Origin of the sequence: Nocardioides soli, assembly GCF_014191495.1 — a bacterium.
Lineage (GTDB): Bacteria > Actinomycetota > Actinomycetes > Propionibacteriales > Nocardioidaceae > Nocardioides > Nocardioides soli.
This window is the reverse complement of the sequence record NZ_JACHWR010000001.1, coordinates 434,420-458,445: the sequence shown is the minus strand read 5'-3', so window position 1 is coordinate 458,445 and position 24,026 is coordinate 434,420. Positions and strand designations below refer to the sequence as shown.

Annotated in this window: 24 protein-coding genes; 19 read left to right on the top strand and 5 right to left on the bottom strand. The window is 70.9% G+C overall.

The annotated features are described in order from the left end of the window. Positions 1-33 precede the first annotated feature (33 nt). Positions 34-708, top strand: coding sequence for a GntR family transcriptional regulator (locus tag FHU40_RS02220; RefSeq protein ID WP_183590655.1), 675 nt, complete (start codon positions 34-36; stop codon positions 706-708). Between the two features lie 66 nt (positions 709-774). On the opposite strand, the gene FHU40_RS02215 is transcribed toward FHU40_RS02220, so the two are convergent. Continuing rightward, the gene (locus tag FHU40_RS02215; protein ID WP_183590654.1) at positions 775-2,085 is read right to left on the bottom strand and encodes an amidohydrolase family protein; all 1,311 of its coding nucleotides are present in this window, start codon (positions 2,083-2,085) and stop codon (positions 775-777) included. A 186-nt stretch (positions 2,086-2,271) separates the two neighbouring features. On the opposite strand from FHU40_RS02215, the gene FHU40_RS02210 reads away from it, so the two are divergent. Next, a complete protein-coding gene (locus FHU40_RS02210; RefSeq protein WP_183590653.1) occupies positions 2,272-2,907 on the top strand; it encodes an FCD domain-containing protein in 636 nt (211 codons plus the stop codon). A 69-nt stretch (positions 2,908-2,976) separates the two neighbouring features. Here the strand turns inward: FHU40_RS02210 and FHU40_RS02205 are convergent, their stop codons facing one another. After that, the gene (locus tag FHU40_RS02205; protein ID WP_183590652.1) at positions 2,977-3,996 is read right to left on the bottom strand and encodes an alcohol dehydrogenase catalytic domain-containing protein; all 1,020 of its coding nucleotides are present in this window, start codon (positions 3,994-3,996) and stop codon (positions 2,977-2,979) included. Positions 3,997-4,078: 82 nt separating this feature from the next. Next, positions 4,079-5,554: an aldehyde dehydrogenase family protein gene (locus FHU40_RS02200; protein WP_183590651.1), complete on the bottom strand. Its 1,476-nt coding sequence runs from the start codon at positions 5,552-5,554 to the stop codon at positions 4,079-4,081. Between the two features lie 170 nt (positions 5,555-5,724). Between FHU40_RS02200 and FHU40_RS02195 the strand changes: the two genes are divergently transcribed. From FHU40_RS02195 to FHU40_RS02155, 9 genes are all read left to right on the top strand, one after another. Continuing rightward, positions 5,725-6,732, top strand: a complete 1,008-nt coding sequence (locus FHU40_RS02195) for an amidohydrolase family protein (protein ID WP_183590650.1) — start codon at positions 5,725-5,727, stop codon at positions 6,730-6,732. Positions 6,733-6,769: 37 nt separating this feature from the next. Further along, a complete protein-coding gene (tenA, locus tag FHU40_RS02190) occupies positions 6,770-7,462 on the top strand; it encodes a thiaminase II (protein ID WP_183590649.1) in 693 nt (230 codons plus the stop codon). 43 nt (positions 7,463-7,505) lie between these two features. After that, the gene (locus FHU40_RS02185) at positions 7,506-8,735 is read left to right on the top strand and encodes a D-arabinono-1,4-lactone oxidase (RefSeq protein WP_183590648.1); all 1,230 of its coding nucleotides are present in this window, start codon (positions 7,506-7,508) and stop codon (positions 8,733-8,735) included. Then, complete coding sequence (locus FHU40_RS02180) at positions 8,732-10,165, top strand: aminobutyraldehyde dehydrogenase (RefSeq protein ID WP_183590647.1); 1,434 nt, start codon at positions 8,732-8,734, stop codon at positions 10,163-10,165. The genes FHU40_RS02185 and FHU40_RS02180 overlap by 4 nt, the downstream gene beginning before the upstream one ends. Before the next feature lie 95 nt (positions 10,166-10,260). Continuing rightward, positions 10,261-10,668 (top strand): VOC family protein, encoded by a 408-nt coding sequence (locus FHU40_RS02175; RefSeq protein ID WP_183590646.1) that lies wholly within the window; start codon positions 10,261-10,263, stop codon positions 10,666-10,668. Further along, positions 10,665-12,077, top strand: coding sequence for an aspartate ammonia-lyase (locus FHU40_RS02170; RefSeq protein ID WP_183590645.1), 1,413 nt, complete (start codon positions 10,665-10,667; stop codon positions 12,075-12,077). Before FHU40_RS02175 ends, FHU40_RS02170 begins: the two co-directional genes overlap by 4 nt. Positions 12,078-12,239: 162 nt before the next feature. Continuing rightward, positions 12,240-12,482, top strand: coding sequence for a hypothetical protein (locus FHU40_RS02165; RefSeq protein WP_183590644.1), 243 nt, complete (start codon positions 12,240-12,242; stop codon positions 12,480-12,482). Positions 12,483-12,500: 18 nt separating this feature from the next. After that, positions 12,501-14,342, top strand: coding sequence for a S8 family peptidase (locus tag FHU40_RS02160; RefSeq protein ID WP_183590643.1), 1,842 nt, complete (start codon positions 12,501-12,503; stop codon positions 14,340-14,342). Between the two features lie 11 nt (positions 14,343-14,353). After that, the gene (locus FHU40_RS02155) at positions 14,354-14,578 is read left to right on the top strand and encodes a hypothetical protein (RefSeq protein ID WP_183590642.1); all 225 of its coding nucleotides are present in this window, start codon (positions 14,354-14,356) and stop codon (positions 14,576-14,578) included. Between the two features lie 74 nt (positions 14,579-14,652). Here the strand turns inward: FHU40_RS02155 and FHU40_RS02150 are convergent, their stop codons facing one another. Then, a complete protein-coding gene (locus FHU40_RS02150; RefSeq protein WP_183590641.1) occupies positions 14,653-16,326 on the bottom strand; it encodes a class I adenylate-forming enzyme family protein in 1,674 nt (557 codons plus the stop codon). 72 nt (positions 16,327-16,398) lie between these two features. After that, the gene (locus tag FHU40_RS02145; RefSeq protein ID WP_183590640.1) at positions 16,399-17,094 is read right to left on the bottom strand and encodes a TetR family transcriptional regulator; all 696 of its coding nucleotides are present in this window, start codon (positions 17,092-17,094) and stop codon (positions 16,399-16,401) included. 238 nt (positions 17,095-17,332) lie between these two features. Between FHU40_RS02145 and FHU40_RS02140 the strand changes: the two genes are divergently transcribed. From FHU40_RS02140 to FHU40_RS02105, 8 genes are all read left to right on the top strand, one after another. Then, positions 17,333-18,124 carry an MBL fold metallo-hydrolase gene (locus FHU40_RS02140; protein WP_183590639.1) on the top strand — a complete coding sequence of 264 codons (792 nt, stop codon included), beginning with the start codon at positions 17,333-17,335 and terminating at the stop codon, positions 18,122-18,124. Between the two features lie 71 nt (positions 18,125-18,195). Beyond that, positions 18,196-19,377 carry an ABC transporter substrate-binding protein gene (locus FHU40_RS02135; RefSeq protein WP_183590638.1) on the top strand — a complete coding sequence of 394 codons (1,182 nt, stop codon included), beginning with the start codon at positions 18,196-18,198 and terminating at the stop codon, positions 19,375-19,377. A gap of 3 nt (positions 19,378-19,380) precedes the next feature. Then, entirely contained in the window at positions 19,381-20,262 is an 882-nt protein-coding gene (locus tag FHU40_RS02130; protein ID WP_183590637.1) for a branched-chain amino acid ABC transporter permease, read from the top strand. 29 nt (positions 20,263-20,291) lie between these two features. Continuing rightward, on the top strand, positions 20,292-21,305 hold the full coding sequence (locus FHU40_RS02125) for a branched-chain amino acid ABC transporter permease (protein ID WP_183590636.1): 1,014 nt from the start codon (positions 20,292-20,294) through the stop codon (positions 21,303-21,305). Then, positions 21,302-22,105, top strand: coding sequence for an ABC transporter ATP-binding protein (locus tag FHU40_RS02120; protein ID WP_183590635.1), 804 nt, complete (start codon positions 21,302-21,304; stop codon positions 22,103-22,105). Before FHU40_RS02125 ends, FHU40_RS02120 begins: the two co-directional genes overlap by 4 nt. Next, entirely contained in the window at positions 22,102-22,821 is a 720-nt protein-coding gene (locus FHU40_RS02115) for an ABC transporter ATP-binding protein (RefSeq protein ID WP_183590634.1), read from the top strand. The genes FHU40_RS02120 and FHU40_RS02115 overlap by 4 nt, the downstream gene beginning before the upstream one ends. 1 nt (position 22,822) lies before the next feature. Then, entirely contained in the window at positions 22,823-23,641 is an 819-nt protein-coding gene (locus tag FHU40_RS02110) for a rhodanese-like domain-containing protein (protein ID WP_183590633.1), read from the top strand. Further along, positions 23,638-24,024, top strand: coding sequence for a RidA family protein (locus FHU40_RS02105; RefSeq protein ID WP_183590632.1), 387 nt, complete (start codon positions 23,638-23,640; stop codon positions 24,022-24,024). Before FHU40_RS02110 ends, FHU40_RS02105 begins: the two co-directional genes overlap by 4 nt. Positions 24,025-24,026 lie beyond the last annotated feature (2 nt).

The window sequence follows — 24,026 nt, the reverse complement described above, 5'->3', positions numbered from 1 at the left end:
GGAGATTCTCGGCGGCGCGTGGGATGTGAATGAATGAGTACTGACAGCACAGGGGTTCAGCTGGAGCATCTCCAGTTGAAGGACCGGGTCTATCGCCATCTGCGCGACGGCATCATCGACGGTACCTACGACACCGGCGCCGCGCTGCGCGAGGTCGAGATCGCCTCCCGGCTGGGGGTCAGCAAGACGCCCGTGCGGGAGGCCTTCGTCCGGCTGGAGAAGGACCGGCTCGTGGAGCTGATCCCGTACCGCGGCGCGATCGTCGCCGGCTACTCCGCCGCCGACCTCGAGGAGATCTCGGAGATCCGGCAGCTGGTCGAGGGTGCCTGCGCGAGCTCCGCCGCGGCGAACGCCACCGACGAGGAGATCGCCGAGCTCGAGCGCAACATCCAGCAGTCGCAGGATGCCCTGGCGAAGGGGAAGGTCGCCCAGGTGGCGAAGCTCTTCGACACCTTCGACCAGTTGATCTACCGGCACTCCCGCAACAAGTGGCTCACCGAGCTGGTCGAGAACCTCGAGGGCCACCAGCGCCGGATCGGGCGCCTCACCGTGGCCATCCCGGGGCGCCTGGAGCGCTCGGTCGAGCAGCACGAGCAGATCGTGGAGGCGATCAAGGCCCGCAACGAGCGCCGGGCCGAGCGCGACATGCGCGCCCACGTCGCCAGTGTGATGTCGGACCGGCTCACGTCCTTCATCGCAGAGAACTGAGGCTCCCTGCCCCGACCGCCGGGCCGCCCGATCGGGCGGCCCGGCGGCGGCGTCATGGCCCCGGGCTCAGCCCTCGATGCGCGCCCGGGTGCGCAGGAAGGCCTCGTTGGCGTTCTTGAGGATCTCGTCCTCGTCGAGGGTGAGCAGGCGCCGGTCCTCCATCACCACCTCGCCGTCGATGATGCTGGTGTGCACGGCGCTGCCGTTCGCGCTGAACACCAGGTGGGAGTAGATGTGGGCCGGGTCGTTCGGCGCCAGCGGCAGGAACATCGGGTTGTGGGTGTCGATGAGGATGATGTCCGCCTTCTTCCCCGCGCTCAGCTCGCCGGTCTCGTGACCGAGTGCGGCGGCTCCGTTGCGGGTGGCCATCCGGACGACGTCGGGCGCCTGCTGCAGGCTGGCGTCGACCCGCGAGGCGCGGTGCATGAGCGAGGCGAACTTCATCACCTGGAACGGGTCGCGGCTGTTGTTGCACTCCGCCGCATCGTGTCCGAGACCCACGTTGATGCCCGCGTTGAGCATCTCGGGCAGCCGGGCGATGCCGTTGCCGAGCTTGGCGTTGGACGAGGGGTTGTGCGAGATCTGGGTGTTCGTCTCGCGCATCAGCGCGATCTCCCGGTCGGAGAGCCACACGCAGTGCGCGGCGATCACGTTGCGGCCCAGGAGCCCGGCGTCGTAGGCCACCTCGGTGGGCCGCATCCCGAACCGCTTCTTGCTGTCCTCGACCTCGGTGAGCGACTCGTTCAGGTGGATGTGGATGCCGGTCTGCAGCTCGTCCGCCAGGATCCGGGCGTCGCGCAGCAGCTCGGGGGAGGCCAGCGGCAGCCACTCGATGCCGACGTACACCTCCACGCGGCCGTTGCCGGCGCCGTGGACGGCGTCGTAGGCGTCCTTGTTGTCCTGCAGGCTGTCCAGGTCGTGCTCGGGGAGCGCGACGTCGTTGGACAGCACGGCCCGGATGCCGATGTCGACGGCGGCCCGGCCGAGGTCGGGCAGCCGCCGGTACATGTCGTTGACCGTGGTGACGCCGGACTTGATCGACTCGAGGTAGGAGCCGGCGGCGGCCCAGTAGGCGGCCTCGGCGTCCAGGTTGCGGATCAGGGGGTACCAGCAGGTGTCGAGGTACTCCCACAGCGGCAGGTGGTCGCTGAAGCCCTTCCCGATGGCCGTGTGGTAGTGCAGGTCGACGAAGCCCGGCATCACGACCTTGCCGCGGGCGTCGATCACCCGGTCGTCCGGGCCGGTCGGCCCGGCGTAGGCACCGGGTCCGACGGACTCGATCCGGTCGCCGGACACCACCACGTGTCCGTCGAAGACGACATCACCCGCATCGTTCATGGTCAGGACGGTGCCGCCGGTGATGATCATGCGCGCCATGGATGACTCCTCAACTCTCAGCTGTGTGATCGTGCCCAGAATTCCATTTAAGGTCTAAGATATGAGATACAAGGCTCCTTGTCTCCCCCTGGGGCAGACGGATGCGGACAGGCCGGAAGGAACGGGACCGTGGCACAGACACCGCTGCGAGGCAACGCACCTCAGTCGGAGGACCAGCTTCAGCACGTGCAGCTGCGGGACGTCGTCTACGAGCGGCTGAGGGACGGCATCATCACGGGGCGGCACGACGTCGGCAGCACGCTGCGCGAGCTCGAGATCGCCACCAGCCTCGGCGTGAGCAAGACGCCGGTGCGCGAGGCCTTCGCGAGGTTGGCCACCGACGGGCTGGTCCGGCTGGTGCCCTACCGCGGCGCGATCGTGACCGACTACCAGGCCGAGGACCTCCACGCCATCTCGGGGATCCGGCAGCTGGTCGAAGGGGCCTGCGCCGCGCTCGCGGCCCGGCACCGCACCGACGCCGACCTGACGGCGATGCGGGCCAACCTCCAGGCCGCCGACGAGGCCCTCGCCGCGGTCGACGTCGACCGGGTCCTCGTGCTGTTCCTCGAGCTCGACGACATGCTCTACGGCTTCTCGCACAACTGGTGGCTCCAGGAGCTGGTCACCAAGCTGCGCGCCCACCAGCACCGGATCCTGCGGCTGACCGTGCGGATCCCCGGCCAGATGGCCGTGTCGGCCGCCCAGCACCACGAGATCGTCCGCGCGATCGCCGAGCAGAACGAGGAGGCGGCGGAGCTGCTGACCCGGGAGCACGTGGCCGGCGTGATGGCGGCGCACCACGAGGCCCTGTCGGCGAACTGAGGCGCATCCCGAACGCACGAGGGGCCCGGACGTCGTACGTCCGGGCCCCTCGTGCGTCGCTGGCGGGTGTCACCAGGTGAGCACGTTGCGTCCGTTCACCTCGCGCTTGCGCAGCCGCTCGATGCCGGTGCCGAACTCCTCGATCGGGTAGCGGGTGTCGATCTGGGCCCGCAGCTCGCCGCGCGCGCACATGGCGACGGCGGTCTCGAGGTCCTGACGGGCCGCCGCGACCGACCCGATCACCCGGGCCTCGGACAGGATCAGCTCGACCGGGTGCATCTGGAGCTCGTCGTCGGTGTAGCCGATGATCACGGCCGTCCCGCGCCGGGCCAGCCCGCGGACGCCGGCGAGCATGCTGGCCGTGGTGCCCACGAGCTCGAAGAAGTGGTCGGCGCCGCGACCGTCGGTGGCCTCCCGGATCCGGTCGGCGACGGCGTCGTAGCCGCGCTCGTCGAGCACGATGACCGAGCTCGCCCCGGCGTCCTTGGCGAGCGGGGTGCGCGCGTCGGAGTCCGCGATCGCGATCACCTGCGCGCCCGCCGCGACCGCGGCCTGCATGACCATCAGGCCGACGCCGCCGACCCCGTCGACGACCACCGTGTCACCGAACCGCACGTCGGCCAGCCGCAGCGCGTGCACGGCCGTCATCCCGCTGCAGCTGAGCAGGGCGGCGTCCTCGAAGGAGACGTTGTCGGGCAGCTTGACGCAGTTGGCGGCGGGCACCGGCACGATGTCGCGGAACGTCCCGTCGCTGCTGAAGCCGAGCTGGCCGACCGGGTCGGTGCAGACCTCCTCGCACCCGGTGCGGCACCAGTGGCAGGTGCCGCAGCCCACGAAGTTGTAGATCGCGACGCGGTCCCCGACGGCGACGTTCGTGACGCCCTCCGGCACGTACGTGACGACGCCGGCGCCCTCGTGCCCGAGGATGAACGGGTAGCCGGGCGGCTCGAGCATCCCGTCGAGGATGTGCAGCTCGGTGCCGCAGATCCCGGCCGCGCGGGACTCGACCAGGACCAGGTCTCCCCGCTCCGGCTCGGGCACCTCCGCGACCTCGTACGTACCGGCTTCCTGCATGACAACTGCCTTCATCGAGCCCCTCCTCGGGCGTATCGCGGTGACAGGGTTGGTGACGGGGTTGGTGACGGGGTTGGTGACGGTGGGAGAGTCACGGTCAGTCCAGGTTGACCCAGACCGTCTTGGTCTGGAGGTAGGAGTCGAGCGCCTCCTCGCCGAGCTCCTTGCCGAAGCCGCTCATCTTGAAGCCGCCGAAGGAGACCGCGGGGTCGAAGTAGCCGTAGGTGTTGACGTAGACCGTGCCGGCGTGGATGCCGGCGGCCATCCGGTGCGCACGCGCGATGTCCTTGGTCCAGACGCCCGAGCAGAGCCCGTACGACGTGTCGTTGGCGAGCTCGACGGCCTCCTCCTCGGAGCCGAACCGGCTCACCATCGCGACCGGGCCGAAGATCTCCTCGCGCATGATCCGCATGTCCGGCTTGACGTCGGCGAAGACGGTGGGGCGCACGAAGGTGCCCTGCTCCGGGAGCGGGGTGCTCGGGTCGGAGGCGAGGCGCGCCCCCTCCTCGATCCCGGACTGGATCATGGAGTTGACCCGGGTCTGCTGCTCCTCGCTGACCAGCGGGCCCATGGTCGTCTCGGGGTCGAGCCCCGACCCCAGTCGCACCTGCGCGACGCGGTCGACCAGTCGGGCGGTGAACTCGTCGGCGATCTCGTCCTGGACGTAGACCCGGGCACCGGCGATGCAGCACTGGCCCTGGTTGAAGAAGACCGCGCCGAAGGTGCCCTCGAGGGCGGCGTCGAGGTCCGCGTCGGCGAAGACGACGCTGGGCGACTTGCCGCCCAGCTCCAGGCTCACCTTCTTCATGTTGCCCCGGGCGGCCTCCATGATCTTCTGCCCGGTCGTGGTCTCGCCGGTGAAGGTGATCTTGTCGACGCCACTGTGCGACGCGAGCGGGGCGCCGGCCGTGGGCCCGTAGCCGGTGACGATGTTGACGACCCCGGGCGGGAAGCCGACCTCGTTGATCAGCTCGGCCAGCCGCAGTGCCGACAGGGGCGTCTGCTCCGCGGGCTTGAGGACGACGGTGTTGCCGGTGGCCAGGGCCGGCCCCAGCTTGTAGCCGCACATGAGCAGCGGGAAGTTCCAGGGGATGATCGCCCCGACCACGCCCACGGACTCGCGCCGCGTGTAGACGTGGAAGTTGGCCCCGCCCTGGGGGGTGATCGTCCGGCCCTCGAGCTTGCTCGCCCAGCCGGCGTAGTACTTGTACAGGCCGGCGCTGAGCGGCACGTCGACCATGCGCGACTCCGAGGTCGGCTTGCCGTTGTCGATCGCCTCGAGCTGGGCGAACTCCTCGGTGAGCTCCTCGATCCGCTGCCCCAGCCGCCACAGCAGCTCGGCGCGCTGCGCCGTGGGGAGCGCGCGCCAGCCGGGCAGGGCGGCCCGGGCCGCGGCGACCGCGTCGTCGACGTCGGCGGCCACCCCCGAGGGCACGGACGTGAGAACGCTCTGGGTGACGGGGTTCGTGACCGGGATCCGGTCCGATCCGTGGGAGCTGACGAACTCGCCGCCGATGAAGAGCCCGTGCTCCCTGTTGACGAAGGACGAGACGGACTCGAGCAGTGCAACCATGGCCTATCCCTCACACTTCATATATTGGATCTGAGATCACGATAGGAGGCGGTGGCGGCTGCGTCAATGACCAGTCCAGGGGGCGGCGGACCCCTTGCCGCCGCGATCCCGAGGCCGATAGGATCTGAGATCTGACATATAAAACGTCGTCCGTCAGGAGTGTTCCGCCGGTGATCATCGACGCACACACGCACATCCTCGGGCTCGCGGCCGATCCCGCGTTCACGGCCGAGTACGGCCGCGAGGGGTCGCTCTGCATCTACCGCGCCCAGGGCAAGCTGCCCAGCCATCGGATGCCGACCGAGGCCGAGTACGGCGCCTGCGGCCTCTCGCACGACGGGTTCCTCGAGATCGGGCCCAGTGAGATGATCGCCGGCCACCCCGGCTTCGACCGCATCGTGCTGCTGGCGATGTCGCCGCAGTTCCTCGACGGTCGGCTGATCGGGACCGTCGACAACCTCGGCGTCACCTCCGTGCCCGGCCCGCCGACGCCCGAGAAGTGCAACGACTACATCGCCGACGTACAGGGCCAGCACCCCGACACGTTCATCGGCTTCGCCTCGGTGAACCCCAACTACAAGGGGGTCAAGGCGGCGGTCGCCGAGCTCGAGCGCGCGGTCACCGAGCTGGGGCTCCAGGGCCTGAAGCTCTACCCGATGTACCAGCACTGGTCCCCGGCCGACCCGATCCTCTCCTTCCCCATCTTCGAGAAGGCCGCCGAGCTCGACATCCCGGTGCTGGTGCACCAGGCCGGGTCGACCCGCGTGGACGCCCGGATGGACTTCGCCCGCCCCGCCCTGCTCGACGACATCGGCAGGAACTTCCCCAGCGTGCGGCTGCTGATCGCCCACTGCGGCACGCCCTGGGTGGAGGAGGCGATGTTCATGTGCACCAAGCACCCCAACTTCTTCGCCGAGCTCAGCTACCACATCTCGACCGTCACTACCGAGGAGCTGTACCGGTGGCTGCTCCACCTCGAGCAGATGTTCGTCCCGCTCGAGAAGGTGGTCTTCGGCTCCGACTACCCGGGCTTCACCTACGACCCGGTGCACCTGCGCGACAAGGTCCTGAGCGTCAACGAGGTGGCCCGCAAGCTCGACATGCCGGAGATTCCCCAGGCCAAGCTCGACGGGATCCTGGGCGACAACTTCGCCCGGATCATGCGCCTGATCGACTGACCTGCCGACTCGACCGTCCCGAGAAAGAGAGGCGCACATGAGCGAGCTGACCGCCGAGTGGCTCCGGAAGTCCTGCCCGCAGATCTGGGACTCGTTGCACGACCACCCGTTCCTGCGGGAGATGGCGACCGGGACGCTCAGTCTGGACCGGTTCCGGTTCTACCTGGAGCAGGACACGATGTACCTCCGCGAGTACGCCAAGTGCATGGCTCTCGGTGCCGCCCGGGCCGCCCGGGTGGACGAGGTCGCCTGGCTCCGGGACTCGCTGGACAACATCGTCGACAACGAGCTCCCGCGCAACGAGCAGCTGCTGCAGCGGGTCATCGACCTCGGTGCGGCCGACCGCGGTGGGTCGCGGGGGATGGCGCCGACCACGCTGGCGTACACGTCCTTCCTGACGGCCACGGCGTACCGCGGGGACGCGCTGGACGTGATGACGGTGATCCTGCCGTGCGCGATCAGCTACCGGGAGATCGCCCTGGAGCTGGTCGAGGTGATCGCGCCGGACTCGCTCTACACGGCCTGGATGGAGTTCTTCGTCGGCGACTTCTACGGCGAGCGGCTCCGGCAGATGCAGGCGAACTTCGCGGAGCTGGCGGCCCGGGCCGACGACAGCAGGCGCGGCTTCCTGCGGGAGCAGTTCGCGACCGCGAGCCGGCTGGAGGTCGCGTTCTGGGACATGGCCTACGGCTGCCGGCAGTGGCCGGACCTGGCGGTCCCGGTCGGCTGAGCCGCCCGCCACCGCGCGCACCCCGTCTACCCGAAGGAAGTCGATGCACTGGACGAACTGGTACCGCAACCAGCACTGCACTCCAGCGGAGGTCGTCGCGCCGGCGTCCGAGGCCGAGGTCGTCGAGGCCGTCGACCGGGCCCGGTCCCGGGGCCGGACACTGCGGCCCGCCGGGTCGGGACACTCCAACGTGCCGCTCGTCCTCACCGACGGCGTCGTGGTCGACCTGGCCGGCCTGTCCGGCCTGGTCGACGTCGACTGCGCGACCCATCGGGCGACGGTGCGTGCCGGCACCCGGATCTGCGACCTCGGCCCGCTCCTGTGGGAGCACGGGCTGAGCCTCACCAACCAGGGCGACATCGACGGCCAGCAGATCGCCGGTGCGATCGCCACCGGCACGCACGGCACCGGTCGCGACCTCGGCTCGCTGTCGAACGCGGTCGTGGGCGCGCGCGTGGTCCGTGCCGACGGGTCGGTCGCCGTCGTCGACTCCTCGACGCCCGAGTGGCTGCGCGCCACCCGCACGTCGCTCGGTGCGCTCGGGGTGGTCACCGAGCTGACCCTGCAGGTCTCGCCGGCCTACTCGCTCGCGGCCCGGCTCGAGCCGACCAGCTGGGCGGAGCTGCTCGACAGCTGGTCCGAGCGCCTCGACGGGCACCGGCACTTCCTCTTCTACTGGTTCCCCACCGCCGCCGCGGCGAGTGCGTGGTTCGACTACGACCCGCCGCTCGGCGCGGACACCGTGCTGGTCAAGACGATGGACCCGCTGCCGGCGGACGCCCCCAGGAGCGACGGCACGCCCCGGGTGGGCCGCGCCTACCAGGTCTTCGCCGACCCGTCCGAGCCGACGTTCCACGAGCTCGAGTTCATGGTGCCGGTCGAGCGCGCCGAGGAGGCGCTCGGCGAGCTCCGCGCGATGCTGCTCGCGCGGCATCCGGAGCACCCGCTCCCGCTGGAGGTGCGCTTCATCGCGGCCGACGACTCCTACCTCAGCCCGTTCTCGGCGCGGGCCTCGTGCTCGATCTCGGTCTCCGGGGTGATGGGGGAGGACAACGCGGCGCTCTTCCGCGACTGCGAGCGGATCTTCGCGCAGTTCGACGGGCGCCCGCACTGGGGGAAGTGGCACCCGTACGACGCCGCCGACCTGGCCGCCCTGTACCCCGGCCTGTCCGCGTTCCGCGAGGTGCGAGCCGAGCTCGATCCCGGCCACCTCTTCACCAACCCCTATCTCGGCGGCCTGCTGGACGGCACGCCGCGCGAAGGAGACCGATGAGCGACCACGCAGACCCGTTCCTCAACCTCATCGACGGGCAGCGGGTCGAGGCCGCGTCGGGTGCGGTGCGCGAGGTGACCGACCCGTCGACCGGCACCACCTTCGCCGTGGCACCCGACTCGGGCCGCGGCGACGTCGACCGGGCGGTGGCCGCCGCACGCCGGGCCGCGGAGGGCTGGGCGGACACCACCCCGGCCGCCCGTGCGGAGCACCTGCTCGCGCTGGCCGACGCGGTGGCGGAGCACCGGTCGCTGTTCGTCTCCGACGACTCCCGCAATGCCGGCAAGCCGATCGAGTCGGTCGGCGACGAGGTCGACGGCGGCGTCGACAGCCTGCGGTACTTCGCCGGTGCGGCCCGCGTCGTGGAGGGGAAGGCGGCGGGGGAGTACCTGACGGGCTACACCTCGATGCTGCGGCGCGAGCCGATCGGCGTGGTCGGTCAGATCGCGCCCTGGAACTACCCGCTGATGATGGCTCTCTGGAAGATCGGCCCGGCCCTCGCGGCGGGGAACACCGTGGTGCTCAAGCCGGCGCCGCTCACGCCGGTGTCCACGCTGCGGCTGGCCGCCCTCGCGGCGGAGGTGCTGCCCCCCGGCGTCCTGAACGCGGTGGCGGGCGGCGACGAGGTCGGCGCCGCGGTCGTCGGGCATCCCGGCGTCGACATGGTCTCGCTGACCGGGTCGGTCGCCACCGGCAAGGCCATCGCCCGCACGGCGGCGGACTCGCTCAAGCGCGTCCACCTCGAGCTCGGCGGCAAGGCCCCGGTCGTCGTCTTCGACGACGCGGACGTCACGGCCGCCGCCGGTGCGATCGCTGCCGGCGGCTTCTGGAACGCCGGCCAGGACTGCACCGCCGCCACCCGAGTGCTGGCGACCCCGAAGGCGTACGACGAGCTGGTCGCGGCCGTCGCGGCCGCGGCCGGGAAGCTCGTGGTCGGTGACACCAGCGACCCGGCGACGACGCTCGGGCCGCTGATCAGCGGGGCCCAGCGCGACCGCGTGGCCGCGCTCGTGGACGGCCGCTCGCCGCGGACCGAGGTCGTCACCGGCGGCGCCGCCGTCGACCGGGCCGGCTACTACTTCCAGCCGACCGTGATCACCGGCGCCGAGCAGGGCGACGACCTGATCCAGCAGGAGATCTTCGGGCCGGTGGTGACCGTGCAACGCGTCGCCGACGAGGAAGCGGCCGTCCGCGCGGCCAACGGCACGCCGTACGGGCTGGTCGCCTCGGTGTGGACCCGGGACGTCGCCCGCGCGATGCGGATGTCCAAGGCCCTGCAGTTCGGCACGGTGTGGGTCAACGACCACTTCCCGGTCACCCCCGAGATGCCCTTCGGCGGCTACAAGCAGTCGGGCTACGGCAAGGACCTGTCCAGCTACGCGCTCGAGGAGTACACGAACGTGAAGCACGTGATGGTCAGCCTGCGCTGACCGGGATCGTCCGTCATCAGCCGGTGAGAGTCCGGTGTCAGGGGCTCAGGGCTCAGATCCCAGAACCCAGATCCCAGAACCCAGATCGGAGTGCCGTGCTCAAGCGGATCCATCACGTCGCCTTCGCCGAGGAGAGTGGCGCCGCCGTCGTGCGGCGGCTCCAGGAGGTCTTCGGGCTCGAGGTCGAGAGCGAGGAGGCGGCGCCCGGCTTCGTCGAACGCATGCTCCCGGTCGGTGACTGCTGGCTCCAGGCGCTGGAGGCGACCGACGACGGCGTGGTGCGGAGGTCGATCGCGACCCGCGGACCCGGTCTGCACCACGTGGCCTTCGAGGTCGAGGACCTGCCCGCCGTCCTCGACCGGATGGCGCGCCACGGGGTCGAGCTCATCGACCGCGAGCCCCGGATCGGTGGCGGGGGCCACCGGATCGCGTTCGCCCATCCGCGCTCGTTCGGCGGGGTGCTGGTCGAGCTGGTGGAGACCTCGAGCGAGACCGACCGATGACGCGACCCGACCTGCGCGTCGAGCACGACCTGATCGGCGAGCTCGAGATCCCCGCCGGGGCCTACTGGGGCATCAACACGGTCCGGGCGCTGCAGAACTTCGACATCACCGGCACCCCGATCGCGGCGCACCCGGCGCTGATCGAGTCGCTGGCCGGCGTCAAGCAGGCCGCGGCGATGGCCAACCGGGACCTGGGCCTGCTGGACGAGCAGGTGGCGGACGCCGTCATTGCCGCGTGCCTCGAGATCCGGCAGGGGCGGCTGCGGGACTCCTTCGTCGTCGACGTACTCCAGGGCGGTGCGGGGACGTCGACCAACATGAACGCCAACGAGGTCATCGCCAACCGGGCTCTGGAGCTGCTCGGCGAGCCGCGGGGCAGCTACGCCGTGGTCCATCCCAACGAGCACGTGAACCTGGGACAGTCCACCAACGACGTCTATCCGACCGCGCTGCGGCTCGGGCTGCGGCTCGCCGTGCACGACCTCGTGGTGCGGATCGAGGCGCTGGCGACGTCGTTCGAGCGGAGGGCCGACGACATCGGCGACGTGCTGAAGCTCGGTCGCACGCAGCTCCAGGACGCCGTGCCGATGACCGTCGGCCAGGAGTTCCGGGCGTTCGCGGCGACGCTGCGGGAGGACCGCGCGCGCATCGACGAGGTGGTCCCGCACCTGCTCGAGGTCAATCTCGGCGGGACGGCCATCGGCACCGGCCTGAACGCGCACCACGACTACCGCGACCTGGTGCGCCACTACCTGGCGAGGATCACTGGGCTGCCGGTGCGCACCGCCCCGGACCTGATCGAGGCGACCCAGGACTGCGGCGTCTTCGTGCTGCTCTCGTCGATGCTCAAGCGGTACGCCGTCAAGCTCTCCAAGATCTGCAACGACCTGCGGCTGCTGGCCTCGGGGCCCCGAGGGGGCTTCCACGAGCTGAACCTCCCGGAGCGTCAGGCCGGGTCGAGCATCATGCCCGGCAAGGTGAACCCGGTGATCCCCGAGCTGGTCAACCAGGTGGCCTTCGAGGTGATCGGCAACGACCTCACCGTCACGATGGCGGCGGAGGCCGGTCAGCTCCAGCTCAACGCGTTCGAGCCGGTGATCGGGCACACGCTGTTCCGGAGCATCGACCGGCTCGGCCGGGCGTCCACCGCCCTGGCGACGCGCTGCGTCGACGGCATCACGGTCAACGAGGTGCACCTGCGCGCCCAGGTCGAGAGCAGCATCGGACTGGTCACCGCGCTGAGCCCGATGATCGGGTACGAACGCGCCACCGAGGCGGCCCGGCTGGCGCTGGCCTCGGACCGGGGCGTGCTCGAGGTCGTCGTGGCCGAGGGCTGGCTCAGCGCGGCCGAGGCCGACGCGGCGGTGACGCCCACGGCGCTGGGCGTGCCGACGAGGGGCCGGCGCTGAGGTTCGACCCTCCCGGACATCGACGGGTGGTGCGCAAAATGACGAGTTCTCGCCATTGACGTGCCCAGCCGTTGACAGGCACCGGGCGTCGCACTCTGATGAAGGGGCACGCTCGAGCCGTCGGCGAACCGGCCGATGCGGGGCGCGAACCGTGTGATGGTCATGACTGACGTCGTCATCCAGATCAGCCCTGAGATCGGTCGCCGGGAAGCGACGACGGTGCTCACGCAGCTGGTCGGTGCCCCGGTGGGGGCACTCTTCCCCGGGACCGACGATCCCGAGATGCAGTCCTGGCTGCACGTCGCACTGCCCTCCGACCGCGACGCCGACGAAGTCGTCCGCGAACTCGTCGGCCATCGGTACGTCGAGTCCGCCTACGTCAAGCCACCCGAATCGGTGCCGTGACCCAAGGAGAGGTGAACCATGGCAGACAGGGGTAGCGCACGACTGAACGAAGACGGCCCGTTGGCCGAAGGCCGCCGAGAGCTGGTCTGCTTCACGGCAGCGGGCTCCGGCGTCGAGATCACGGCGTCGTACGCCACGACAACGTCGAACAGCCCGGTCGGGCCGCTCGCGGAGCTCGCGGCCGCGCCGGACGTCGTCTTCCAACCGATCTTCGGCTCCGCCGAACGACTGCGGTCCGACAGCCAGCACCCGGCGGCCGCCGGCATGGCGGCGCCCGAGATGGGCGAGCTGGTCGACAGGATGGGTCGCTGCTACCAGGTGGCAGCGCCCGACGACCGGCTCGAGGCACTGGCCGAGCAGCTCAACGCCATGGACGTCGTCGAGAGCGCCTACGTGAAGCCGGCGGCGGCGCTCGCCCAGACGCGCACGACGACGTCGGGCCGCCGCGGCACCCGACCGGCGAAGAAGGCCGTCGCCGCGCGGGCGCAGTCCGCCCGGGCCGAGGCGCCCTACGAGGAGGCGAGCACGGACGGCCTCGGGGTCAACGACATGCAGCCGCTCCCCATGGACTCGCCCCCGGTGTCGCCGTCGTTCGAGACCAGACAGGGCTACCTGGGCGCCGCCCCGGGCGGCATCGACGCACGCCATGCCTGGACCGTCTCCGGAGGCCGAGGCGCGGGCGTGCAGGTGATCGACTGTGAGTGGGGCTGGCGCTTCACGCACGAGGACCTGCGCACCAACCAGGGCGGGGTCGTCGTCGGCACGGGCTCGACCGACACCAACCACGGCACGGCGGTGCTCGGCGAGATCAGCGGCGACGTGAACAGCTTCGGGGTCACCGGGATCGCACCCGACGCCGTCGTCTACGGCGCGGCGTTCTCGATGCCCACCGCGCAGGCCATCCAGCAGGCCGCGGACCGGGTGTCCGCCGGTGACATCCTGCTGCTGGAGATCCACCGGGCAGGCCCCGATGCGAGCGGCGCCGGCCAGGACGGGTACATCGCGGTCGAGTGGTGGCCCGACGACTACCTGGCCATCCGCTACGCCGTCAACCGCGGCGTGGTCGTGGTCGAGGCCGCCGGCAACGGCGCTCGCGACCTGGACAACGCCGTCTACGACACCGGGCCGGCCGGCTTCCCGACGTGGTGGGTCAACCCCTTCCGCCGGACGACACTGGACTCCGGTGCCGTCGTCGTCGGGGCCGGAGCGCCACCGCCGGGCACCCACGGGCGGGACCACGGCCCGGACCGGTCCCGGCTCGACTTCTCCAACTACGGGGCGTGCGTCGACGCGCAGGGCTGGGGACGGGAGGTGACCTCGACCGGGTACGGCGACCTGCAGGGTGGCGCCTCGCAGGATCTCTGGTACACCGACATGTTCAGCGGTACGTCGAGCGCCTCGCCGATCGTGGTCGGTGCCCTCGCGTGCGTGCAGGGCACGCTGCGCGCCGCGGGCCGGATCCCGTTGTCGCCCGGTCGGGCCCGGCAGCTGCTGCGCGCGGGCGGATCGCCGCAGCAGGACGCGCCGGGGCGCCCGAGCACGCAGCGGATCGGCAGCCGTCCGGACCTGCGCCAGCTGATCCCGATGGCACTCGAGCAGCGCAGCTGGTTCGGAGTCCAGTTCCGGGGCCGGCTCGAGGCCGACCAGACCCAGCGCTGGTTCACCTTCAACTGGCCGGCGCACTGGCATGTGGAGTGGTCGGTGGTGCCCACCAACCCGCGGGGAGGCGGCCCCACCGTCGAGTGGACGGTCCGCACCGAGCGCCCGTCCGACTACTACGTGACGTACTGGATCGACATCAAGAACCTGCGCGCGGAGCAGACCTCCTTCGAGGTCCGCTACGCCGTGCTGGGTTGGTAGGAGGGAGAACGATGAAGCTCGTGATCCAGATCAGCGACGACGCTGCTGACGCCACGACCACTGGCACGACCACTGGCACGACCACCGAGGAGACCGCTGCCGCGCAGGGCGGGAGCGGCACGCCCGACGGCCTCCCGGAGCTCGAGGCCAGGAACGGCGGGCCGGTCCCGGAGATCCTGCTCAGTATGGAGAGCGAGGTCGCGGCGGGGCTGCGCTCCGCGCCGCACCTGTCCTGACGCCCATGGGTGCCGCCCGCCGCGCCCGCGGGAGCGGCGGCAGTCGCCTGTGACAGTGGGCCCGCGGCCCGCTGTCACAGGCGGTCGTCGGCCCCGGCGTCGGCCGCCTCCCGGTCCCGGAGCACGTTGCGGCGGATCTTCCCGGTCTGCGTCTTCGGCAGGTCCGACACGACGTGGACCACCCGGGGGCACTTGTAGGCCGCGAGCCGCTCGCGGGCGAACGCGATCAGCTCCTCCGGTGTCGCGGTCGTCCCCGCCTTCAGCGACACGAAGGCCGTGACGGCCTCGCCGCGGTAGTCGTCCGGCACGCCCACGACCGCGGCCTCGTGCACCGCGGGGTGGGCGTACAGGGTGTCCTCGACCTCACGGGGCCAGACCTTGTAGCCGGAGGTGTTGATCTGGTCCTTCAGGCGGTCGACCAGGTAGACCCAGCCCGCCTCGTCCATGATCGCTCCGTCGCCGGTGTGCAGCCAGCCGTCGGGGATGGTCGCGGCGGTGGCCTCCGGCCGGTGCCAGTAGCCCGGCACCACCTGCGGTCCGCGGAGCACCAGCTCACCCTGCGCACCGGGCGGGACCGGTCGGTCCGAGGCGTCCACCACCTGCGCGTCGAGGCCCGGCAGCGGCACCCCCACCGACAGCGTCCCGCTCGCCTCGTCGACCGGCGCCTCGACGCCGAGCGGCACGGCGATCACGCCCGAGCTCGTCTCGGTCATGCCGTAGATGTTGTGGATGTAGACGCCGAAGCGATCGCGGAACCGATCGACGGTCGACGGTGGGATCGGTGCGCCGCCGCTGTAGACGGACCGCAGCGAGGCGAAGTGCTCCCGGGTGGCCTGCGGCAGCTGGTCGATGGCGTTGAAGGCGGTGATCGATCCGATCGTGAAGGTCACGCCGTGCTCGACGAACGCGTCGATCGCCACCTCGGGGTTGAAACGGTTCGTCATCACCAGGACGGCGTCGTGCAGCAGCGCGATCGTCGCGTTGATGACCGCGCCGGTGATGTGGAACAGCGGCGCCATCGCGAAGACGGCGTCCCCGGGCCGGAGCTCGATCCAAGCGGCGTACGTCGTGGTCACCGCCAGCAGGTTGCCGTGGGTGTTCATCGCACCCTTGGGCGGGCCGGTCGTGCCCGACGTATAGGTCAGCAGTGCCACCTCGTCGCGTGTCGGAGCCAGCGGGGCCGGCCGAACGCCGCGGAACTCGTCGATGAGCTCCTCCAGGTCGTACTCCGCCGGCGTGAGGCGCCGCGCCTCCGCGCCGAAGACCCGAGGGTCGTTGCGGGTCTGGAAGGCCAGGGGAGTGGTGCTGACCATCCACTGCACCGTGCTGCCGACCAGCGTCTCGGCGGTCGCCGGCACGTCCGCGTCCGTGCAGACGATGCCGACGGCCGCCGCGTCGTCGATCAGCCGGCGCAGCTCCTGGCCGCGGTACATGGGGTTGAGCACCAGGGCGGTCGCCCCGAGCTTCCACAGGGCGAGCAGGGACAGGGCGAACTGGGGGATGTTCTGCAGGTAGATGCCGACCCGGTCCCCGCGCTGGGTGCCGAGCGAGCGATAGGCCGCCGCGAGGGCGTCGGTGACCTCGTCGACCTCCCGCACGGTCATCGTGGCGTCGAAGTAGGCGATCGCCACGGCCTCGGGTTCGCGCGCCACGCGCGCTCGCCATGCCTCGACCAGCGACGTGTGGCGGGCGAGGTCGGTCCCGGCCACCGCGTCGGTGTAGAACGCGGTCCACCGTCTGTTCTCCATTCGGCACCTCCTGTGGGTGGGACGGTCGGTGGGGACCGTCGACGGGACCAGCCCGCGACCGGTCCGTCCCCGTTACGTGGCCCGCGGCAGCAGCAGCCGCACGATGTGGTCCACGCGTCGGTCGTGGAACGCTCGGCTCCAGGCCCGCTGGCCCATGCCCGCGACGATCGTGGCGTCGTGCTCGAGCGGGAAGTAGCACATCCCGATCAGGCTCAGGAACAGCTGGTCGGGCGCGTGCGCGGCCTCGGTCACTCCGGCCCGGGTCATCAGCGAGACCATCCGGTCGGCGAAGCGCTGGGAGTGTCGCGGCAGCTCCTCCCGGTTGCCCGCGTGCTCGAGCGCGTCCCGGGTGAGCAGCCAGACGAACGTGGGGTTCTCGAGGAGGAAGTCGACGTAGCCGCGGATCAGCAGGCGCAGCGCCTCCTCGCCCGCCTCCGGCGCTCGCTCCAGCAGCTCCTCCGCGTCGGTGGCCACCCGATCCAGGGCGGCGTTGCGTCGGTCGAACACGCGTTGGAGGACCGCGTCGTGCAGCTCCTCCTTCGAGCCGAAGAAGTAGCCGGGCAGCCCGACCGAGACGTGGGCGCGGTCGGCGATCGCGGCCAGCGAGGCGCCCTGGAAGCCGAGCTCGGCGAAGAGGTGCTCGGCGGCGTCGAGGATCGCCGCACGGGACCGGTCGGCGTCGCGAACCCGTCCGGTCCGCTTGCCGTTCGACGACGCACCAGCCGGTTCGTCCATCGCACTCATCCCCCAGCCGTCGGTCGTGGTCACGACGCAGGGTACGGCAGAAACCGCCGTGGTGGGGCGTGGACGCGTAACTATTTGTACATGCAGTAAGTACTTCACACGGCCCCGATCCTGGGCTAGTGTCCCCGGTCACAGCAGGATGCAGCGTCGGACAGCGCTGACAGATCGACTGCTATGTGGACGTTCAGTTGCCCGCACGGATGGGAACCAGCCACCGGACGCGGGTCGAGCAGGCGCCGGACGGCGCCGGAGGAGGATCGAGTTGTTCACCATCGAGCCGCTGGTCGTGGCCTACGGCCCGCACCGCGAGAAGAGCCGGTTCACGTACATGCACAACGCCGGGGTGCCGGTCGACGTGCCGTACGTCGCCTGGCTGGTGCGCGGGCAGGGCTTCGCCGCGCTGGTCGACGTCGGCTGCAGCGCCGACAACTACAACGAGCACATCCGCCCGGTGGACCGCGAGCTGGTGCACGTGGGCCAGGTCTTCGCCGACGTGGTCGACGTGAAGCCCATCGAGTCGCACCTGCGCGAGCGCGGGATGAAGCCCTCCGACATCGACGTCACGATCCTGACCCACCTGGACTGGGACCACTGCATGACCATGGAGCCTTTCGGCGGCAGCGAGATCCTGGTGCAGCGGCAGGAGTGGCAGCAGACCCCCTCCCACGAGATGTTCGCGACGTCGTACGCGCCGGCGGAGCACTACCAGCGCATCGAGGACATGGGGCTGACCCAGCTCGACGGCGACTACCAGATCGCCGACGGCTTCGACCTGCTGCTCACCCCGGGGCACACCCACGGCGGCCAGTCCGCGGTGGTCACGACCTCCGAGGGCACCTACGTCATCGCCGGTATGTGCGTGCTCAAGGAGAACTTCTATCCGTCCGAGGAGGAGGCCGAGCACTTCAAGGTCATCCCGCCCGGCGGGCACACGGACCTGTTCCAGGCCTACGAGCAGATGGTCCGGCTCAAGGAGCTCGGCGGCGACAACGTCCTGCCGCTGCACATGACCGAGGCCTTCGACATGGGCCGCATCGGCTCCCTGGCCGACTGACCGGCCACCCGTCACCCCCCCGACCCGACCGATCCCGACCTATCTCGACGACTCCCCTCGGAGGAGACATCATGAGGAAGAAGATCCCAACGCTCCTGACGTGCTCGGCCCTCCTGGCGCTGTCCGCCTGCGGCCTGGGCAGCTCGGGATCCGACGGTGGCAGCGACGACACGATCACGATCGGCACCCTGTTCTCGGTGTCCGGGTCGGGGGCGAACCTGGGCGACAAGATGCGCAAGGGGGCCGCGCTGGCGGTCAAGCAGGTCAACGCCGACGGTGGCATCGACGGCAGGACGATCGACTGGGTCTTCTACGACCCCGCGGGTGACACCTCCACCGCCGTGCAGCAGACGAATCGGATGCTCGACAGCGATGGCGTCGAGCTCGTCGTCGGGGGCGGCGGCTCCTCGGGCATCGCGCTCGCGATGGACCCGATCACCTCGAGCCGCGGGGTCGCGTTCATCGCGACGGAGGGGGCCCGTCAGATCGTCGAGCCGGCCGAGGATCACCCGCTGACCTTCAAGACCACCTTCAACGACACCGTGATGGTCGAGAAGCTGATCGAGTTCTGGCAGGCCAACGACATCACGCGGGTCGCGTTCATGCCGGACACCTCCAGCTTCGGCCAGTCGGCCCAGGAGGAGCTCGAGCGACTGGCCCCGGAGGCGGGCATCGAGGTCTCCACCGCGGCGTTCGACCCGGCCGCCAACGACCTCACCCCGCAGGTGAAGCGACTGGCCGGCAACGACCCGCAGGCCTACCTGGCGTGGACGATCACCCCGGCGGGCGTGACGTTCCTCAAGAACGTCCGCAGCGTGCTCGGCGACGACGTCATGGTCATGCACGGCTTCGGCTTCGTGGACGAGCGGTACATGACGCAGGCCGGCGCCGCGTCGAAGGGCACGCTCCTGGTGTCGCCGAAGCTCCCGGTCTGGGACGAGATCGACAAGAGCGACGAGCAGCAGCCGGTGATGGAGGACTTCGCCGCCGCCTACGCCGACGAGTACGACGGCGAGCAGCCCAACGTCTACGCGGGCCAGGCCTACGACGCGATGATGGTCGCCGTGGAGGCGCTGCGTGCCACCGGTGGGGACCCGGACGGCGAGAAGGTCGCCGACGCGATCGAGGCTCTCGGCACCCACGTGGGCGTCACGGGCGCGTTCAAGTTCACCGCCGACGACCACAGCGGCCTCAGCGTCGACGACGTCGCCGTCATCCGCTGGGACGGCTCGCGCTTCATGCCTGCGAAGTGACCTGTGGACACCGGTCTGTTCATCCAGGTGATCCTGTCCGGGCTGAGCGTGGGCGCGATCTACGCGCTCGTCGCGGTCGGCTTCGGCGTGGTCTTCAACGCCACCGGGGCGATCAACTTCGTCCAGGGTGAGTACGTCATGGTCGGGGGGCTCAGCGCCGGGATGCTCTACGAGGCGTGGGACGTCCCGGTCCTCGTGGCGATCCTGGTCGCGATCGCGCTGACGACGCTGCTGGGCGTGCTGACGGAGATGGGCCTGCTCGGCTTCGGGCGGTTGCGCACCCCGGCCAGCATCACGATCGCGACCATCGCGATCGCCGTCGTCGTCAAGGGCGCGGCGATGCTGATCTCGAACCGGGACACCTTCGCCCTCCCGTCGCTGCTCGGCCCGGGATCGCTGCAGGTGCTCGGCGCCTCGACCAGCCGGCAGACGCTCCTCAACCTGCTCCTCGCGGTGCTCGCGGTGGCCGCGCTCACGCTGTTCTTCCAGCGCACCAAGCTGGGCACCACCCTGCGGGCGGCGGCAAGCGACTCCGAGACGCTGCAGACGTTCGGCGTCTCCTACCGCACCACCGCCCGCTGGGCGTTCGCCATCGCTGCCGCCGTGGGTGCGCTCGCCGGCGCCGGACTGGCGCCGTTGACGGTGATGTCCTTCGACTCGGGCACTCTGCTCGGGCTCAAGGGCTTCGCCGCGGCGATGCTCGGCGGCCTCGGGAACCCCCGTGGGGCCCTGGCCGGCGGCCTGATGCTCGGGGTCGCGGAGGCCGTGATGTCCGGCTACGGCGCGGCGGCGTACGCCGACGTGGTCGCGTTCGTCGTGCTGCTGGCGATCCTCACCCTGAGGCCGACCGGCATGCTCGGCACGTCGCGGGCGGTGCGGACATGATGAGCCGACTCGCCGGTCCCGCGCGGACCATGAGCCGTCGGGCCACCTGGGAGCTCTGGATCACGCTCGGGCTGCTGGTCGTGCTGCCGATGCTGGCCGCCACCGACTACGCCCTGCACATCTGGACCCGGATGGCGATCTTCCTGATCCTGCTGACGGGGCTGAACTTCATCCAGGGCGTCGCGGGGATGACCTCGCTCGCCCAGGCGGGCTTCTTCGGGCTCGGCGCCTACGCCGCCGGCATCGCGACGGTGCGTCACGACGTGCCGCCGGTCCTCGCGCTCGCTCTCGCACCGGTGCTCGTGACGCTGGTGGCGCTCCTGATCGGCGTCCTGTCGATGCGGCTCAAGGAGATCTACTTCACGATGGCGACCCTGGGCGCCGGGTTCGTCCTGTACCTGCTGTTCGGGCGGATGGTCGAGCTGACCGGTGGCCCCAACGGACTGGTCGGCATCCCGCCGTTCTCCGTGGGCGGGGTGGAGTTCACCGAGCCGATCATGAAGTACGGACTGGCCGCCGTCCTGGCCGCGATCGGCGCCATCGCGGCCCACAACCTGCTGGTGTCGCGCACCGGCCGCGCGCTGCGCGCCTACGGCGCCTCCGAGCCGGCGGCGCTGGCGGTCGGCGCCAGTCCCTTCCGGCTGCGACTGCTGGCCTTCGGACTGAGCGGCTTCTACGCCGGTGTCGCCGGCGCCCTCGAGGCGTTCGACTCGCGCTTCGTCAGCCCGTCGACGTTCGACTTCATGACGGCGGTGCTGCTGGTCGTCGCCCTGGTCGTCTCCGGGGCGGGGCGGATGATCGGTCCGATCCTGGGGGCGCTGCTGCTCACCGGCATCGAGGTGTTCGCGGCGGACTACGCCGACTACGAGCCGTTGATCATGGGCATCGTCTTCCTCGTCGCCGTCCAGCTGTTCCCCCGCGGTGTCGCGGGCGAGCTGGCAGCCCGCCGGGAGGATCGCCGGGAGCGGGCGAAGCGGTCCGCCGACCTGGCCGCCGACGTGGCCGTCGATGCCCCGACGACGCTGAAGGCGGTGCAGCGATGACCAGCACGATCGAGCGGCCCGGCCTGCAGATCACCGGCGTGTGCAAGGCGTACGGCGGCCTCCAGGTGCTCAGCGACGTGACGCTGCGCGCGCCGGCCGGGGCGATCACGGCGGTGATCGGTCCCAACGGCGCCGGCAAGAGCACGCTGGCGAACGTCATCTCCGGCTTCGTCACCCAGGACCGGGGGGAGGTCGTCGTCAACGGCGTCCGGCTGCCGCCCGGGAAGGCGGTCACCCGGGCCGAGCACCGGCTGGGGCGCACGTTCCAGAACCTGGAGATCTTCACCGGGATGACCGTGCTCCAGAACGTCGCGATGGGTGCCTACTCGCGGCAGCGGGGCAGCCACCTCGGCGACCTCGTCCGGGGTCCACGGGCGCGTCGTGACGAGATCGAGGTCAAGGAGGCGGCGCTGGCCCTGCTGCGCAGGTTCCGGCTCGAGCACCGCGCCGACTCGCTGGTGGAGTCGCTGCCCTTCGGCGAGGCCAAGCTGGTCGAGATGGTCCGGGTGCTCGCCATGGAGCCCGAGGTCGTCGTGCTCGACGAGCCGGCCGCCGGGCTTCCGCCGGCCAGCGCGCTGCCGCTGGCCGAGACCATCGCCGGGCTGGCCGAGGACGGCATCGGGGTCCTCCTCATCGAGCACAACATGAAGCTCGTGATGAGCATCTCCCAGCACGTGGTCGTGCTCGACCAGGGGCAGGTGCTCACCGAGGGCTCACCCGCCGAGGTGCAGCAGGACCCCCGGGTCATCGAGGCCTACCTGGGGCCTGGCGCGACGACGAGCGAGGAGCTCACGCTATGAGCGGCACGGAGGGACTGGTCGTCGAGGGGCTCACCGTCCGCTACGGCCGGGTCGAGGTCGTGCACGGCATCGACTTCGCGGCGCGGCCGGGCCAGGTCACGTGCCTGGTGGGCAACAACGGGGCCGGCAAGACGACCACGATCCGGGGGATCCTCGGACTCCAGCCCAGCCGCGCGCGGCAGGTCACCTTCCAGGGCCGCTCGCTGTCCGGGGTGCCGACCCACGCCATCGCCCGGCACGGCATCGCGCTCGTGCCCGAGGGGCGCCGGGTGTTCGCGGACCTGACCGTGCTGGAGAACCTCCGGATGGGTGCGGTCCGACGCAACGGCGGCTGGCACGACGAGGTGACGCTGGGCGAGGTCTACGACCTGTTCCCCGAGCTGAGGGACCGCAGCGCCAGCAAGGCCGGCCTGTTGTCCGGCGGCCAGCAGCAGATGCTGGCGATGGGCCGGGCGATGATGGCCCGCCCCGACATGCTGGTCCTCGACGAGCCGTCGATGGGCCTCAGCCCGGTGCTGGTCAACCGGATCTACGAGGCGCTGGTCGCCCTGCGTGGGGCGGGCTACACGATCCTGCTCTCCGAGCAGAACGCCAACCTCGCCCTCGACCTGGCCGACCACGCCTACATCCTCGAGACGGGGCGGGTCGTGGAGGACGGCGTCGCCGCCGACCTCGCCGACTCCGCCCGCGTGCAAGCGATCTACCTGGGAGCCTGACGTGAACCTGTATCTCGACCCCGCCGCCGTGGCGGACCTGCTCGACCGGCCCGACGTCCGCGTCGTCGACACCCGCGCCTCCTTGGCCGACGGACCGACGGGGCGGGAGATGTGGGCGGCCGGCCACGTGCGCGGCGCCGTGCATGCCGACTGGATCGACGACTGGGGCACGACCGTCGACGGCGTCGAGGGCATGCTGCCCCCGGCCGACGAGTTCGCGGCGGCGATGTCGCGACTCGGCGTCGACAACGACACGCTGGTCGTCGCCTACGACGACAACTCGCTCTTCACCGCGTCCCGGCTGGTGTGGGCGCTGCTGCACTACGGGCACGAGCGGGTCGCGGTGCTCGACGGCGGCTTCCCCGCCTGGGAGGAGGTCGGCCTGCCGGTGTCGGTCGGCGAGGCCGACGAGCTCCCGCAGCCACGAAGCTTCCTCGTCGACGGGTCGCGGCAGCTCCGCCGGGAGATGGCGGAGGTCCGCGCCCTGCTCGACCGCGACGACGTCCGCCTGGTCGACTGCCGGATGGACGCGACGTTCGACACCTCGGCCGGGCGGATCCCCGGTGCGACCCGGCTCCCGTCGCCGACCCTGGTCGGGGACGACGGACGCTTCAAGCGGGGGGCGGAGGTCGTCGCACTGGCCGCGGCGGCCGGTGTCGCCCAGGAGGGGCCCACCGTCCTCTACTGCGGCGGCGGCGTCTCGGCGGCGGCGGTGCTGGTGTCCCTCCGCGACGCCGGGTACGAGAACCTCACCCTCTACGACGGCTCGTGGTCGGAGTGGTCCCGGCACGACGAGAACCCGATCGAGAGGCACGCATGAGCCCGGCCAGGGGACCCGCCCCGCTCGGGGCCTACGCGCAGACGGTCGTCGCCGCCGGGCTGTGCTTCGTCTCCGGCCAGGTGCCGGTCGACCGGGACGGCAACCACCTGCCCGCAGACGACCTGGCCGCCCAGGCCGAGCAGGTCTTCGCCAACCTCGAGGCATGCCTGGCCGACCAGGGACTGACGATGGCGGACGTCGTGTCGATCACGACGTTCCTGCGAGACATCGGCGACGGTGCCGCGGTCTCGGCGGTCCGCGGCCGGTTCTTCGGCGACCATCGACCCACCAGCACCGTCGTCGAGGTCTCGGGCTTCCTCAACCCCGCGTGGCGCCTGGAGGTCCAGGCGGTGGCCGCGGTCCGCGAACCCGATCAGCAGTAGGA